We start from the raw sequence: 15,016 nt of genomic DNA, 5'->3' as shown, positions 1-15,016 counted from the left end.
TGTCACCCAACCTCGTAAGGTTTGGCAGCTTAGGGCAACTAGGCTATAAGGCATCGATATCTGCCTCCGGCACGGACCCTATAAATGAATGATGCAGTTTCCCTCTCAGGCCTTGCTCGTCAGGTAGCCCAAGCCGGGCTACTTGATGAGAAAGCAGCACAGCAGGCGCAAGTACAGGCTGCACGTAACAAGCTCCCTTTAATCACGTATCTGGTACAGAACAAACTAGCCAAAGCTCGCGATCTGGCAGAGCTGACCGCAGAGCAGTTTGGCGTGGCCTTCTTCGATTTGAGTGCATTGGATAAGGAAGGCCAACCACGTGACCTGGTCAGCGAAAAACTGGTTCGCCAACACCGTGCCCTTCCCCTCTGGCGTCGCGGCAACAAGCTCTATGTTGGCATCTCCGACCCCAGCAACCACCAGGCTATCACCGATATCCAGTTCAGCACCGGCCTCAATACCGAAGGCGTGCTGGTCGAAGATGACCGCCTGGGTGACGCCATCGAGAAGTTCTTCGATAGCGCTACCAGCGGACTGGATGACCTCGGAGACATGGACCTCGACAGCCTTGATGTCGAAGCCGTCGACGATGACAAACAAGACGCAGGCCAGAACAGCGACGCTGACGATGCCCCGGTAGTTCGCTTCGTCAACAAGATGCTGTTGGACGCGATAAAAGGCGGCTCTTCCGACTTGCACTTCGAGCCTTACGAAAAAGCCTACCGGGTGCGCTTTCGTACCGACGGCATACTGCATGAAGTGGCGCGCCCACCGATCCAGCTGTCACCGCGCATTTCCGCACGCCTCAAGGTGATGGCCAGCCTGGATATTTCCGAGCGACGCAAGCCGCAGGACGGCCGGATCAAGATGAAAATCTCCAAGAACAAGGCTATCGACTTTCGCGTCAATACCCTGCCCACCTTGTGGGGCGAAAAGATTGTGATGCGAATTCTCGACCCATCTAGCGCACAGATGGGCATCGACGCGCTCGGTTACGAGGAATTCCAGAAGGATCTTTACCTATCTGCGCTGAAACAGCCCCAAGGCATGATCCTAGTCACCGGCCCTACCGGCTCAGGCAAAACTGTATCCCTCTATACCGGCCTGAACATCCTCAACACCGTGGATGTGAACATTTCCACAGCCGAAGACCCGGTGGAGATCAACCTGGAAGGCATCAACCAGGTCAACGTCAACCCCAAGCAGGGCATGGACTTTACTCAGGCTCTGCGCGCCTTCCTGCGTCAGGACCCCGACGTGATCATGGTCGGCGAGATTCGCGACCTTGAAACCGCCGAAATCGCCATCAAGGCCGCACAGACCGGACACATGGTAATGTCCACCCTGCACACCAATAGCGCCGCCGAAACGCTCACACGCTTGCGCAATATGGGCGTCCCCAGCTTCAACATAGCCACCTCGGTCAACCTGATCATCGCCCAGCGCCTGGCCCGCAAGCTTTGCCCCAACTGCAAGAAGGAAGTCGCTCTGCCACGCGAAGCATTACTGGAAGAGGGTTTCCGCGAAGAAGAAATTGGTACCTTCAAAATCTATGGGCCGGTAGGCTGTGAAAACTGCAAGGGTGGTTACAAAGGACGCCAGGGGATTTATGAAGTAGTTAAAAGCACCCCTGCGCTACAGCGGATTATTATGGAAGACGGCAACTCCATCGACATTGCCGCGCAGATGCGCAAGGACGGCTTCAACGACTTGCGCCGCTCCGGCCTGCTCAAGGTGATCCAGGGCGTGACCAGCCTGGAAGAAGTCAACCGCGTGACCAAGGACTAAACCATGGCGGAAAAAGCCCTAAAAACCAGTATTTTCAGCTGGGAAGGCACAGACAGAAAAGGCGCCAAGATCAAAGGCGAAAGCTCCGGGGTCAATCCGGCCCTGGTCAAGGCCCAGCTACGCAAACAGGGCATTAACCCCCTCAAGGTACGCAAAAAAGCCCAGCCGCTATTTGGCGCAGGCAAAAAAATCAAACCTATGGATATCGCCATCTTCACTCGACAGATGGCGACCATGATGAAGGCAGGCGTACCGCTGCTGACCTCGTTCGACATCATCAACGAAGGCTTTGAAAACCCCAATATGCGCAAGCTGGTGGAAGAACTGAAGCTGGATGTTGCCGCCGGCAACAGCTTTGCCTCCGCACTGCGAAAACGCCCACTGTACTTCGACGACCTTTACTGCAACTTGGTGGACTCCGGCGAACAGTCCGGCGCCTTAGAAACGCTTCTAGATCGCGTCGCAACATACAAAGAAAAAACCGAGGCACTAAAATCAAAAATCAAGAAAGCAATGAACTACCCTATAGCGGTAATAGTAGTAGCTTTAATTGTTTCAGCGATCCTACTAATTAAGGTAGTACCGCAATTTGAACAAGTATTTTCCAGCTTTGGAGCCGAACTCCCTGCATTTACCCTTTTGGTAGTCGGCCTTTCAGAGTTCCTTCAAGAGTGGTGGCTGTTAGTGCTCCTGGGAGTTGGCGCTTCTATATTTTCCCTATCAGAATTTCATAAGCGATTTGAAAAATTCCGCAACTGGGTCGACCGGGTGATATTGAAAGCCCCTATTATAGGCAAGATCGTTTACATGTCCTCTGTCGCTCGCTTCTCACGAACACTAGCTACGACCTTTGCAGCAGGTGTGCCCCTGGTTGACGCTCTCGATTCCGTATCTGGCGCAACCGGAAACGTAGTATTCCGCACAGCCGTGAACAAGGTTAAGCAGGACGTATCCACCGGCATGCAGCTGAACTTCTCCATGCGTAGCACTGGAGTCTTCCCCAGCCTGGCCCTGCAGATGACCGCCATCGGCGAAGAGTCTGGTGCTCTGGACGAGATGCTGGACAAGGTCGCCACCTACTACGAAACCGAAGTAGACAACATGGTGGACGGCCTAACTGCCCTAATGGAGCCCATGATCATGGCGGTGCTCGGCGTACTGGTCGGCGGCCTAGTGATTGCCATGTATCTACCAATCTTCCAATTAGGCCAAGTTGTAGGCGCTTAAGTTATGCAGTTAAATTTTCTGGCCGGCAATTTGCCGGCCTTTGTTTTGCTTGTAACTCTGCTCGGTCTTTTGATCGGTAGCTTCCTCAATGTCGTGATCTACCGCCTGCCCGTAATGATGCAGCGCGACTGGCGCCAGCAAGCGCGGGAGATTCTTGAACTACCGGAGGAACCTAAACAGGGCACATTCAATATTATTCTGCCCAACTCCTGCTGCCCGCATTGCCAGCATCAAATCAAGCCCTGGGAAAACATCCCGGTCGTCAGTTATCTGTTTCTGCGTGGCAAATGCTCCAACTGCAAAGCGCCGATCAGCCTGCGCTATCCGCTGATCGAACTAGCCTGCGGCCTGCTCTCCGGCTATATCGCTTTCCACTATGGATTTGGCTGGCAAGCCGCGGGGATGCTGATCCTGACCTGGGGTCTGCTGGCGATGAGCATGATCGACTGTGATCATCAGCTGCTACCAGACTCTCTGGTACTGCCACTGTTGTGGCTGGGCCTGATCGCCAACCATTTTGGCCTGTTTACCAGCCTGGAAGATGCTCTGTGGGGTGCCATTGCTGGCTACCTGAGCCTATGGTCGGTGTACTGGCTGTTCAAGCTGGTGACCGGCAAGGAAGGCATGGGTTATGGCGACTTCAAGCTGCTGGCCATGCTCGGCGCCTGGGGTGGCTGGCAGGTATTGCCGCTGACCATCCTGCTGTCTTCGCTGGTTGGCGCCGTGCTTGGCGTGATCATGCTGCGCCTGCGCAACCAGGAAACCAGCACGCCCATCCCCTTCGGCCCTTACCTGGCTATTGCGGGCTGGATCGCATTGCTCTGGGGTGATCAAATAACCGGGACCTATCTGCAGTTCGCCGGTTTTAGATGAGCAAACCCTGGATTCTCGGCCTCACCGGAGGCATCGGCAGCGGCAAAAGTGCCGCTGCCCAGTACTTTATCGACCTTGGCGTGCATCTGGTGGACGCCGACCACGCTGCCCGCTGGGTGGTCGAGCCGGGGCGCCCGGCCTTGGCGCAGATTGCCGAACGCTTCGGCGAGCAGGTGCTACAGGCTGACGGCAGCCTGGATCGCGCAGCACTACGCCAACGGGTATTTCAGGACGCAGAGCAGCGACGCTGGCTGGAAAGCCTGCTGCATCCGCTGATCTTCCAGGAGATAAACCAGTATCTGGCCCGCGCCGAATCGCCCTACGCCATCCTGGTTTCCCCCCTGCTGGTCGAGTCTGGCCAGCACAGAATGACCCAGCGCGTGCTGGTGGTGGATGCCCCCGAACACCTGCAACTCTCACGCAGCATGAGCCGCGATGGCGCCAGCGAGGAGCAGATCCGCGCCATCCTCAAGGCCCAGAGCGATCGCGAGGAGCGCCTGAGCCACGCTCATGACGTCTTGGTCAATGATCGGGATATGGCCTGGCTACAGCAGGAAGTCGAACGCCTGCACCACTTCTACCTGACCCTGCGCGGAGGCCAAGCATGAGTACCACCGTGGAATGCCCAACCTGCGGCGCACCCGTCGAATGGGGCCCGCAAAGCCCCAACCGCCCCTTCTGCAGTGAACGCTGCAAGCTGATCGACCTGGGCGCCTGGGCCTCAGAAGCCCATGCCATTCCCGGCGACTCGCTGGAAGACTCGCCCTTCTCGGAAGACCTGCCGCCGCGCGGGCATTAACTACACAAGAATGGTGATCGACTGGGTCGAGCGACGCAGCCCCGAAGCCCAGAGCGATTCAGCCAATACGCAGGGTTGAAGCCCCCATATGAGCTTCTGTGGGAGCGGCTTTAGCCGCGATGCAAGCAGCACAAAAGCCTCGCGGCTAAAGCCGCTCCCACAGAAGCAGGGCACTGCGGGCTAAGCGCTACAGCCGCTACGGCCGCATAAAGGCGTAGTCACGCTCCGGATCCAGGTTATCCGCAAGAAACTGCAGCTCCTGGGCCAGATCAGCCACCTCTCGCTCCAGCCGGTTCAATTCCACTGCCTCGCTGAGCAGCGCTCGCAGACTGAGCAGGGGATCGAACCCACACTCCAGCGCCCGCTCCAGGCAGGCCTCCAGCTCCTGTCGCGCCCACTGATGCACACTCATCGCCTCGCCCTCCTGAGTTTTCGCCAGCATGAGCGCTGCAGGCAGCGGGTTATTGATTCAGATCAGCATCCATCACGGGATAAAGGATATTTATGGCCGCCGATCCGTATCGCTGTCCTTCCACGGCGCCGAGAGATAGCGCGTGCGATTGAAGGTTTCCAGCCAGTCCGGATAGAACACCACCAGGCCGGTCACCAGCATTCCATTGATAAAGGCTTCAGGAAACATCACCAGCCACAGGTAGCCAACAAAGTCTTCCAGCCAGGGCGGCATGACATACAGGCCGTCGTGCCAGAGCAACACCAGGCCACCCAGCAGACAGGCTAGCGCCGTCAGCGCCGCGGGAAAGAAGCCACAGCAGAAGATGTAGACGAACAGATTTCGTGGCTGACGGCGCTCCACCTGGATGGCGCAGAACTCGGCAATAGCCACCGGCAGCGCGACCAGCAGCAGGCCATTAATGCCCAGGGCGGCCAGATCAAGGCGCCCTAGCGCCAGCAATCCAAGCTGCGCAGCAAAACCACCCAGCAAGGCCAACGGCCAGTCCAGCAACAACGTCACGACGGTCATGCCGATAAAGTGAAAGGACAGCCCCGACGCGAAGTCGCGACGCACCAGCCACAGCAGAAACAGCGCCAACACGGTGCCAAACAGCAGATGCTGACGCCGCTGGTCACTGCACAGCTCAACCCAAGGTGTATGCCATACGGCCCACAGCAGCACCGAGACATAGGCTACCCAGCCGAGCCATAAAGTGGCGGGCTGCAACAACTCGGCGGCGATCATGCTTGCGCCTCCCGGGTAGAAAACACACGAATATCGCTGCGAAGCCCCCAGCGCGACTGCGCCTGCCAGAAGGCCAGGGCCTCAGGCGCATCATCCAGCACGAACACATGCGACTTCACCACCCCCTGCTCCGCCAGCCGGCGCAAGGCCTCATCCACAAGCGCCCGCGCCAGACCACGACCACGCCAAGGGACATCGACCACCAGGTGCTGGAGGTAGCCGCGCCGCCCGTCATGCCCAACCAATAAGCAGGCCACTGGAACACCCTCTGCCTCGACCAGCAGACTCAGCCCGGGATTACGCGCCAGATATCGACAGAACGGTGCGTACTCATCGTCACTGCGCAGCTGGATGCCTGGAGTACGCCGCCACAGGGCGCACAAGACCGCATGATCGTCAGGCGTAATGGCGCGAATCTGCATGATGGTTCCTCGGCTGGCTGGCGCAGTTTACACCGCCCGATCCATGACAGCTTTACGCTATGCTGCGGCCATGGATGACTCCGACTACCTGCGCCTGCTGACTCGCCAGGCAGAACAGGCCAACGACTTTCTCTCCAACGCGCGCAAGTGGGAACGCGAGCGCTGGGTATGCCAACGCCTGCTGAGCGCACTCAACCTGCGCCATCGACAGGAGGAGTTCAGCGCCGGCCAGGAGCCGCCCGACGTGCTGTTCCGCGACGCCAACTTTGAGGTGTTCTTCGTCCTCGACAAAGGCCGTCGACTCAACGACGAATGGAAGGAAGAGCTGCAGCGCCGACGCAGCGCCCTGTCTCTCAGTCAGCTACTGCGCCGCGAGGCGCGACCAAAACGCATCCCGGTAGCAGAGTTGCAGGCACGACTGGGCCCAACCCTGCGCAAGAAGGCACACAATTACAGCGAGCGCGGCCTAGACCCCAGCGAATTGGACCTGCTGGCCTACGTCAGCCTCAAGCGCGAAGTGCCTGACCTCAACAGCCCCTTCCCGCCGCCCGGCGAGTACCTGCGCCAAGGCTGGCGCTCGCTGTCACTGGTCGGCCCCAACTATGCGCGGGTTCTGTTCGCCCATCGCGATGCACCGGACTTCCTGCGCCACAACCTGGGCCGCACCGTACTCTTCGATGTCGGAATCAGCCTTTGAAAACCCTAGCGGAATTGCTTGCCGAAGTGCCGCAGACAGGACACGTGCGCTGGATAGGCGTGCGCCCGGAATCGCGCGGACACATGCTCGAACTGGACGCCGTCGAAGCCCGCCGCGAAGCAGGATTGACCGGCGACCATGCCCGCCCCGGCCCGCGCAACGCACGCCAGGTGACACTGATCCAGTGGGAGCACCTGGCCGTCGCCAGCGCCCTGCTCAGCCGCGAGCTATCCCCCGCTGACCTGCGCCGCAATATCGCGGTCGCCGGGATCAATTTGTTCAGCCTCAAGGGCCGGCGTTTTCGCATCGGCCAGGCATTGCTGGAAACCACCGGCTGGTGCCAACCCTGCGCCCGCCTGGAAGAACGGCTCGGCCCAGGCACCTTCCAGGCCATGCGTGGCCACGGCGGTATCACCGCCCGCGTGATCGAGGGCGGGATCATCCGCCTGCAAGATCTCGTGCGCGTTGAGCCGGCATGACCGCCCCGTCTAGAATGGCCGCATATTAGAGAGGATCGCCATGTCCAGTCGCCTCAGTCCCGAAGATCAGCAACGCGTCGAGCAATATCTGAGCGCTCCGCAGCACCAGGTGGAGCGCAAGCCGTTTCGCCCCTGGCGCCTGTTGTTGATGGTGATCGCGGTGACCATCTGCCTAGGCCTCCTCTCCCGCCTGCTCGCCGGACTGGTGCTATGAGCCGCCTCGCGCTCGCCCAGCCGGGCCTACCGATTTCTTTAAGCCTTATGAGATCCCTCAATGAGTCATCGCATCGTGATCGTCGGCGGCGGCGCCGGCGGCCTGGAGCTTGCCACCCGCCTGGGTAGAAGCCTGGGCAAGCGCAAACAGGCCAGCATCGTACTGGTCGACGCCAACCTCACCCACATCTGGAAACCGCTGCTACACGAAGTGGCGGCCGGCTCACTCAACTCATCTGAAGATGAGCTGAACTACGTGGCCCAGGGCAAGTGGAACCACTTCGAATTCCAGCTCGGCCGCATGAGCGGGCTGGATCGAGCGCGCAAAACCATCAAGCTGGCCGCCACCCTCGACGAAGACGGCCACGAGCTGCTGCCCGAGCGTGTGCTGAGCTACGACAGCCTGGTGATCGCCGTCGGCAGCACCACCAATGACTTCGGCACTCCCGGCGCGGCGGAGCACTGCATCTTCCTCGATACCCGCGAGCAGGCCGAGCGCTTCCACCGGCAGATGCTCAGCCACTATCTGCGCGCCCATGCCAGCAACAGTGACGATGGCCGTATCAGCGTCGCCATTGTCGGCGCAGGCGCCACCGGCGTGGAACTGGCCGCCGAACTGCACCACGCCGCCCACGAACTGGCGGCCTACGGCCTGGATCGCATCCAGCCGCAGAACATGCGCATCACTCTGATCGAGGCAGGCCCACGGGTACTGCCGGCCCTGCCAGAGCGCATCAGCGGCCCGGTGCACAAAACCCTGGAAAAACTCGGCGTCACCGTCCTTACCGGCACCGCGGTGAGCCAGGTCACCCACGAGGCCCTGCTCACCGCCCAGGGCATGGAAGTGCCCGCCAGCCTCAAGGTATGGGCTGCCGGCATTCGCGCACCAGCGTTCCTCAAGGACCTGGACGGCCTGGAGAGCAACCGCATCAACCAACTACTGGTGCGCCCGACCCTGCAGACCACGCTGGACGACAACATTTTCGCCTTCGGCGATTGCGCCGCCTGCCCCCTGGGTGACGGCAGCGAACGCAACGTACCGCCACGCGCCCAGGCCGCGCACCAGCAGGCCTCGCTGCTGGCCAAATCACTCAAGCGCCGCCTCGAAAACCAGCCACTGGACGCCTTCGCGTATCGCGACTACGGCTCGCTGATCTCGCTGTCACGCTTCTCGGCGGTCGGCAACCTGATGGGCAACCTGATGGGCAGCGTCAAGCTGGAGGGCTGGCTGGCGCGGATGTTCTACATCTCGCTCTACCGCATGCACCAGATGGCTTTGTACGGGGTACTGCGCACCAGCCTGCTGATGCTCGGAGACCGCATTGGTCGCAGCACCGAGCCACGCCTGAAACTGCACTAGGCAGATAGCCACCTGCGCATGGCCAACCATGCGCAGGACGCGCCAGAGATAAAAATCGTAGACAACAAAAAGCCCGCACAAGGCGGGCTCTTTGTTTGTGGTGGGTCGTGTAGGATTCGAACCTACGACCAATTGGTTAAAAGCCAACTGCTCTACCAACTGAGCTAACGACCCAAAAATGGTCGGGGTAGGGGGATTCGAACTCCCGACATCTTGCTCCCAAAGCAAGCGCGCTACCGGACTGCGCTATACCCCGATAGGAAGTTGGCTCCGCGACCTGGACTCGAACCAGGGACCCAATGATTAACAGTCATTTGCTCTACCGACTGAGCTATCGCGGAACTTCGGTCTTCCAGCCTCTGACACCGTTTCCCGTATCAGAGGCGCGCCATTTTACGTAGGGAAAGTTTTCTGTCAAGCCCGATAATCACTCTATTGCAGTATGCGAATACCGACGATTAACAGCTAATCTATGTTGAGCAGCTTGAAACAGATCACAGAGCCCGGATGCAGGGCTGCCGCGCAGGATAACGCATGAGTTCGCAGGATCTTCCCCCATCCCATCCCATCCCCGGAGTCGCCAGCCGCGCCATCCAGCCGCGCTTCGGCGAGCTGGTGCAAGATTGCCGCAAGCTGGTGATGAACAACCTGGCCGAGTACCTCACCGATCTGTTCGCTCAGGTAGATGACACGCTCTTCGAAGGTGCCGAGAAGGCCGAGAACAACAAGGTACAGACGCTATTCTTCGACGCCATGCGCGATGTACGGCGCATGCGTCCACAGATCGAACGCAGCTATCACCAGCGCATCGCACAGAACTTCGCCGATTTTCTCGAAGGCAAGCTCAAGGACAAGGCCCCGCAGGCTGAGACCAACAGCGATAGCCTTTCCTTGATCCAGAACGAGGAATACGAGGAAAGCCTGCAGGTCACCAATATGGTCAGCAAGGTCAAGGCCCGCAGCACGCGTACGCTATTTGCCCTCGAACAGCGCCTGGCCCTGCTCAACAACGGGCAAAAGCTCGGTGAAGACAGCAACCCCTTCGGCCCGCAGGCACTGGCCAATGCCTTTCGTGAGGCACTGGCGCCTCATCCTTTGCCGCTGCGGATCAAGGTCATTCTTTATATGCTGTTCGAGCGCAATGTGATGCAGGGCCTCGACACCCTGTACGAGATGCTCAACCAGCGCCTGATCAATGCCGGCATCCTGCCAAACCTGAAGTTCACCGCCCAGCGCGCGCCCTCCTCCGCGCCCAGCCCACAGAGCCCGCCACAGGAGGCTGAAACTGCCCCCCACGCCGCTCAAGCACCTGCTGCACAGGCAAATACGCAACAGCGCACATCCGCAGGCAGTAGCCCGACGGCTAACCGGCCATCGGTCAACCAGGGTGGCGCACCACAGATCCAAGTACCTGCCGATCTCAGTGCCCCGCCACCGCAGGACCCCGGCCAGCTGTTGGGCGGTCTGGCGGCGCTACTCAGCGAGCGCCGCGAACGCGACCTGGACGCTCCGTTGCCCGGCGGTGCCCGCAGCATCGCCAGCTTTGCGCCGCGCACAGCCAGCAGCACCTATAGCGCTGGCGAGTTACTGGAAGCGCTGACCCGCCTGCAGCAGCAGTCTGCCAGCACCCTGAGCCAGCGCCTGCAGGGCCCGCAGCCGGTCGAAGAGCTCAAGGTCAGCCTGCACCAACAGCTGGAAGCCCACAGCAACCTGCCCGGGCAACAGAAGCTGGCAGACCAGGAAGCTGATGTAATCGACCTGGTCGGCATGCTGTTCGACTTCATCCTTGACGATGACAACCTGCCCGATGCCTGCAAAACCGCCCTCTCCCACCTGCACACGCCGTATCTGAAGGTGGCCCTGCAGGACAAGGCGCTGTTCACCCAGCACCACCATCCGGCCCGCAAGCTACTCAATGCCATGGCCCAAGCCGGGGTCCTGTATGGCAGCGAAGGTGATGAGCGTGGCCTGCTGGCGAAGATCCAGTGGGTGGTGGAGCGCGTGATTCACGGCTTCTCGGGCGACCTGCTGCTGTTCAACAGCCTGCTCGAAGAATTCGACGAATTCGTTGCCACGCTCAAGCACAAGGTCGAACTGCGCGAGCGCCGCGCGGTGGAGGCCGCCAAGGGCCGTGACAAACTGCTTGGGGCGCGGCAAATGGCCGTCGACGTCATCAACAAGGTGCTCGCCGAACGCCAGCTACCCAGCGTGATTCACAACTTTCTCGAACTGACCTGGGCCGATGTGCTGGTGTTCGTCCTGCTGCGCCATGGCGAGCGCAGCAACGAGTGGCAACGGGCCAGCGAAGTGGCCGAGCAGCTGGCCTGGAGCGGCACACCGCTGGATGACGAAGGGCGCACTCGCCTGCAGGGCTTGCGCGTTGGCCTGCTCGACGAACTGCGCAAAGGGCTGGAGTTGCTCGGCGGCTATCACGAAGATGGCATCCGCCGCCTGCTGCAGGACATCGTGGCCTGCCAGCACGCCGTACAGGCCCAGCAGCCGCAGGTTGCCGCTCAGATCAAGAGCCAGCTGCGGGAAAGTCCGCTGGGCGCCATGCTCGGCGAAGATGCCGTACTGGCAGAGCCGGTGAAGAAGGACGAACAGCGCCTGTCGCCGCGCGCCCAGGCACTGATCAAGGAGCTGCAGCAACTGGAGTTCGGCACCTGGTTCGAATTCGTTCAGGGCGACAGCATTCAGGTGCTCAAGCTCTCCTGGTTCAGCCCCACGACCCACAACTACATGTTCGTCGACCACAGCGGCCAACGCGTGGCGGTCAAGCCCATCCGTCAGCTGGCCAGCGAGATGGAGCAAGGCCGGGTGCGCATCCTCGCGCCGGAGCGCAGCGCGCCCCTGGTGGACCGTGCGCTCAATGCAATCTACCGCGTCCTGCAACGCTTTACCGGGCGCGCCAACGAAGTCGGACAAGGAGCCTGAATGGACGACCGCCGGCAGCACAGCCGCCATACCACACAACTGAATATCGAAGTGCTCGATCTGCACAGCGGACGGCGCCTCGGCCGTGTCGTAGACCTGTCCGAAGATGGCTTCATGCTGGTCAGCGATTGCCCGCCGGAAGCCGACTCGGTGTGGGAATGTCGCCTGGTACTGGAGCCGCCACTGGACGGCATCCACGAGGTTCGCCTGGGCGCCGACTGTCTGTGGAGCCGCGTCGATCCGGGCCACAGCGGCTGGTGCGGCTTCCATATCATCGACCTGGCCGAAGACCAGATCCCAGCCCTGGCCCTGCTCCTGCGCTACCTGCAGGACTGAACAAAAAAGCCCCGGCATGCCGGGGCTTTCCCATTCGCCGCCTCACTCAGGTGAAGACAATTTCCTCACCTTGCACACCGGCCTTCACCTGGGCGCCAGGAGCGAAGTCGCCGGACAGGATCCGCTGCGCCAGCGGGTTCTCGATCCAGCGCTGGATCGCGCGCTTCAGCGGCCGCGCGCCATACACCGGGTCGTAACCGACTGCCACCAGCTTGTCCATCGCCTCACTGGATAGCTCCAGCGACAGCTCACGCTCAGCCAGGCGACGACGCAGACGCTGCAGCTGGATCTCGGCAATGCCGGCGATCTGCTCGCGGGCCAGCGGCTCGAACACCACCACCTCATCGATACGGTTGATGAACTCCGGACGGAAATGGCTGCTCACCGCATCCAGCACCGCCGCACGCTGCGCCTCGCGGTCACCAGCCAACTCCTGAATCTGCGCCGAGCCCAGGTTGGAGGTCATCACGATCACGGTGTTCTTGAAGTCCACGGTGCGCCCATGGCTGTCGGTCAGGCGGCCGTCTTCCAGCACCTGCAGCAGCACGTTGAATACATCCGGGTGGGCCTTCTCGACCTCGTCCATCAACACCACCGAGTAGGGCTTACGGCGCACCGCCTCGGTCAGGTAACCGCCCTCCTCATAGCCGACATAGCCCGGCGGCGCGCCGATCAGACGAGCCACGGAATGTTTCTCCATGAACTCGGACATATCGATGCGCACCAGCGCTTCTTCGGTATCGAAGAGGAATTCGGCCAGCGCCTTGCACAGCTCGGTCTTGCCCACTCCGGTCGGGCCGAGGAAGAGGAAGGAGCCACTGGGACGGTTGGGATCGGCCAGCCCGGCGCGCGAACGACGTACCGCGTTGGCCACCGCCACTACCGCCTCGTCCTGGCCAATGACCCGCTGGTGCAGCAGGCCCTCCATCTTCAACAGCTTCTCGCGCTCGCCTTCGAGCATCTTGCTTACCGGAATGCCGGTCCACTTGGACACGACTTCGGCGATTTCCTCATCGGTGACCTTGTTGCGCAGCAGCTGGTTTTCACTCTTACCGTGCTGGTCGACCATCTGCAGGCTGCGCTCCAGATCCGGGATGATGCCGTACTGCAGCTCGGCCATGCGTTGCAGGTCGGATTTGCGCCGCGCGGCTTCGAGGTCGGCCTTGGCCTGCTCGATCTTCTGCTGGATCTGCGCCGAGCCCTGCACCTCGGCCTTCTCCGACTTCCACACCTCTTCCAGATCGGCGTATTCCAGCTCCAGGCGGGCGATGTCCTCCTTGAGCTTTTCCAGGCGCTTGAGGGCGGCGTCGTCGTCTTCCTTTTTCAGCGCCTCGCGCTCGATCTTCAGCTGAATCAGACGACGCTCCAGACGATCCAGGGCTTCGGGCTTGGAGTCGATCTCCATGCGGATGCGGCTGGCCGCTTCGTCGATCAGGTCGATGGCCTTGTCCGGCAGCTGGCGGTCGGTGATGTAGCGGTGGCTGAGTTTGGCTGCGGCGATGATCGCGCCATCGGTGATAGTCACACCGTGGTGCACCTCGTAGCGCTCTTTCAGGCCACGCAGGATGGCAATGGTGTCTTCCTCGCTCGGCTCATCGACCAGCACTTTCTGGAAGCGACGCTCCAGTGCGGCGTCCTTCTCGATGTACTGGCGGTACTCGTCCAGGGTGGTGGCGCCGACGCAGTGCAGCTCGCCACGGGCCAGGGCCGGCTTGAGCATGTTGCCGGCGTCCATCGCGCCCTCGGCCTTGCCGGCACCGACCATGGTGTGCAGCTCGTCGATAAACAGAATGATGCGTCCTTCCTGCTTGCCCAGCTCATTGAGCACAGCCTTGAGACGCTCCTCGAACTCGCCACGGAACTTGGCACCGGCAATCAGCGCGCCCATGTCCAGCGCCAGCAGGCGCTTGTCCTTGAGGCCGTCGGGCACCTCGCCGTTGATGATGCGCTGGGCCAGGCCCTCGGCGATGGCAGTCTTGCCCACACCGGGCTCACCGATCAGTACCGGGTTGTTCTTGGTGCGCCGCTGCAGCACCTGGATGGTGCGGCGAATTTCGTCGTCGCGGCCGATCACCGGGTCGAGCCGGCCGTCTTCGGCACGCTTGGTCAGGTCGACGCAGTACTTGTCCAGCGCCTGGCGCGACTCTTCGACATTCGGGTCGTTCACCGCCTGGCCGCCACGCAGGTTGGCGATGGCATTCTCCAGGGCCTTCTTGCTCACCCCCTGAGCCAACAGGAGCTTGCCCAGGCGGGTGCCGTCATCCATCGCCGCAAGCAACACCAGCTCACTGGAAATGAACTGGTCACCCTTCTGCTGCGACAGGCGGTCAGCCTGGTTGAGCAGGCGCGCCAGATCCTGCGAGAGGTTCACATCCCCGGTGGGATTCTGCAGCTTGGCCAGGCCGTCGAGCTCCTTGGTCAGTGCCTGGCGCAGTGCATTGACATCGAAGCCGACCTGCATCAGCAGTGGCTTGATCGAGCCGCCCTGCTGCTCCAGCAGCGCCTGCATCAGGTGCAGCGGTTCGATGGCGGAATGGTCGAGGCCCACGGCAATGGATTGGGCATCGGACAGGGCAAGCTGCAGCTTGCTGGTCAAACGGTCGATTCGCATGAATAAGTCCTTCCTCTGAAAGCGGGCCGGAGCGCTGAACTGCTCCCGATAGTGAAGCCCGGTATTGCACTGTAGATAA

The 15,016-nt window shown here is 60.9% G+C and carries 15 protein-coding genes and 3 tRNA genes; 11 read left to right on the top strand and 7 right to left on the bottom strand.

The genetic code is table 11. The features are described 5' to 3' along the window. Positions 1–84: 84 nt before the first annotated feature. The 5 genes from pilB to yacG are packed head-to-tail and all read left to right on the top strand — an operon-like array spanning position 85 to position 4,687. The gene (pilB, locus tag ACF8C6_RS10470; protein WP_392499211.1) at positions 85–1,788 is read left to right on the top strand and encodes a type IV-A pilus assembly ATPase PilB; all 1,704 of its coding nucleotides are present in this window, start codon (positions 85–87) and stop codon (positions 1,786–1,788) included. A 3-nt stretch (positions 1,789–1,791) separates the two neighbouring features. Continuing rightward, the gene (locus ACF8C6_RS10465) at positions 1,792–3,015 is read left to right on the top strand and encodes a type II secretion system F family protein (RefSeq protein ID WP_392499210.1); all 1,224 of its coding nucleotides are present in this window, start codon (positions 1,792–1,794) and stop codon (positions 3,013–3,015) included. A 3-nt stretch (positions 3,016–3,018) separates the two neighbouring features. Beyond that, positions 3,019–3,888 carry a prepilin peptidase gene (locus tag ACF8C6_RS10460; protein WP_392499209.1) on the top strand — a complete coding sequence of 290 codons (870 nt, stop codon included), beginning with the start codon at positions 3,019–3,021 and terminating at the stop codon, positions 3,886–3,888. Next, complete coding sequence (gene coaE, locus ACF8C6_RS10455; protein WP_392499208.1) at positions 3,885–4,496, top strand: dephospho-CoA kinase; 612 nt, start codon at positions 3,885–3,887, stop codon at positions 4,494–4,496. Before ACF8C6_RS10460 ends, coaE begins: the two co-directional genes overlap by 4 nt. Next, entirely contained in the window at positions 4,493–4,687 is a 195-nt protein-coding gene (gene yacG / locus ACF8C6_RS10450; protein ID WP_392499207.1) for a DNA gyrase inhibitor YacG, read from the top strand. Before coaE ends, yacG begins: the two co-directional genes overlap by 4 nt. 196 nt (positions 4,688–4,883) lie before the next feature. On the opposite strand, the gene ACF8C6_RS10445 is transcribed toward yacG, so the two are convergent. The 3 genes from ACF8C6_RS10445 to ACF8C6_RS10435 all read right to left on the bottom strand — a co-directional run bounded on the left by ACF8C6_RS10445 (position 4,884) and on the right by ACF8C6_RS10435 (position 6,307). After that, positions 4,884–5,099, bottom strand: coding sequence for a hypothetical protein (locus ACF8C6_RS10445; protein WP_392499415.1), 216 nt, complete (start codon positions 5,097–5,099; stop codon positions 4,884–4,886). Between the two features lie 90 nt (positions 5,100–5,189). Continuing rightward, complete coding sequence (locus ACF8C6_RS10440) at positions 5,190–5,885, bottom strand: energy-coupling factor ABC transporter permease (protein ID WP_277690087.1); 696 nt, start codon at positions 5,883–5,885, stop codon at positions 5,190–5,192. Continuing rightward, on the bottom strand, positions 5,882–6,307 hold the full coding sequence (locus ACF8C6_RS10435; RefSeq protein ID WP_392499206.1) for a GNAT family N-acetyltransferase: 426 nt from the start codon (positions 6,305–6,307) through the stop codon (positions 5,882–5,884). Before ACF8C6_RS10435 ends, ACF8C6_RS10440 begins: the two co-directional genes overlap by 4 nt. Before the next feature lie 70 nt (positions 6,308–6,377). On the opposite strand from ACF8C6_RS10435, the gene ACF8C6_RS10430 reads away from it, so the two are divergent. The 4 genes from ACF8C6_RS10430 to ACF8C6_RS10415 are packed head-to-tail and all read left to right on the top strand — an operon-like array spanning position 6,378 to position 9,056. Continuing rightward, entirely contained in the window at positions 6,378–7,004 is a 627-nt protein-coding gene (locus ACF8C6_RS10430; RefSeq protein WP_392499205.1) for a DUF1780 domain-containing protein, read from the top strand. After that, positions 7,001–7,483, top strand: coding sequence for an MOSC domain-containing protein (locus ACF8C6_RS10425; RefSeq protein WP_392499204.1), 483 nt, complete (start codon positions 7,001–7,003; stop codon positions 7,481–7,483). Before ACF8C6_RS10430 ends, ACF8C6_RS10425 begins: the two co-directional genes overlap by 4 nt. Before the next feature lie 40 nt (positions 7,484–7,523). Further along, positions 7,524–7,697, top strand: coding sequence for a DUF3094 domain-containing protein (locus ACF8C6_RS10420; protein ID WP_392499203.1), 174 nt, complete (start codon positions 7,524–7,526; stop codon positions 7,695–7,697). A 60-nt stretch (positions 7,698–7,757) separates the two neighbouring features. After that, positions 7,758–9,056 carry an NAD(P)/FAD-dependent oxidoreductase gene (locus ACF8C6_RS10415; RefSeq protein WP_392499202.1) on the top strand — a complete coding sequence of 433 codons (1,299 nt, stop codon included), beginning with the start codon at positions 7,758–7,760 and terminating at the stop codon, positions 9,054–9,056. 98 nt (positions 9,057–9,154) lie between these two features. On the opposite strand, the gene ACF8C6_RS10410 is transcribed toward ACF8C6_RS10415, so the two are convergent. From ACF8C6_RS10410 to ACF8C6_RS10400, 3 genes are all read right to left on the bottom strand, one after another. Beyond that, positions 9,155–9,230, bottom strand: a tRNA-Lys gene (locus ACF8C6_RS10410). 5 nt (positions 9,231–9,235) lie between these two features. Further along, positions 9,236–9,312, bottom strand: a tRNA-Pro gene (locus ACF8C6_RS10405). A gap of 9 nt (positions 9,313–9,321) precedes the next feature. After that, positions 9,322–9,397 (bottom strand) — tRNA-Asn (locus tag ACF8C6_RS10400). Positions 9,398–9,590: 193 nt separating this feature from the next. Between ACF8C6_RS10400 and ACF8C6_RS10395 the strand changes: the two genes are divergently transcribed. Beyond that, positions 9,591–11,990 (top strand): DUF1631 domain-containing protein, encoded by a 2,400-nt coding sequence (locus ACF8C6_RS10395; protein WP_392499201.1) that lies wholly within the window; start codon positions 9,591–9,593, stop codon positions 11,988–11,990. Next, positions 11,991–12,326 (top strand): PilZ domain-containing protein, encoded by a 336-nt coding sequence (locus ACF8C6_RS10390; RefSeq protein WP_392499200.1) that lies wholly within the window; start codon positions 11,991–11,993, stop codon positions 12,324–12,326. Positions 12,327–12,372: 46 nt separating this feature from the next. Here the strand turns inward: ACF8C6_RS10390 and clpB are convergent, their stop codons facing one another. Further along, on the bottom strand, positions 12,373–14,937 hold the full coding sequence (clpB, locus tag ACF8C6_RS10385; RefSeq protein WP_392499199.1) for an ATP-dependent chaperone ClpB: 2,565 nt from the start codon (positions 14,935–14,937) through the stop codon (positions 12,373–12,375). Between the last annotated feature and the right edge of the window lie 79 nt (positions 14,938–15,016).

This window comes from Pseudomonas sp. zbq_18 (assembly GCF_043102245.1).
In the GTDB taxonomy this organism is placed as follows: domain Bacteria; phylum Pseudomonadota; class Gammaproteobacteria; order Pseudomonadales; family Pseudomonadaceae; genus Aquipseudomonas.
Note: the sequence above shows the minus strand (reverse complement) of the source record. Positions and strands in the feature narration are given on the sequence as shown.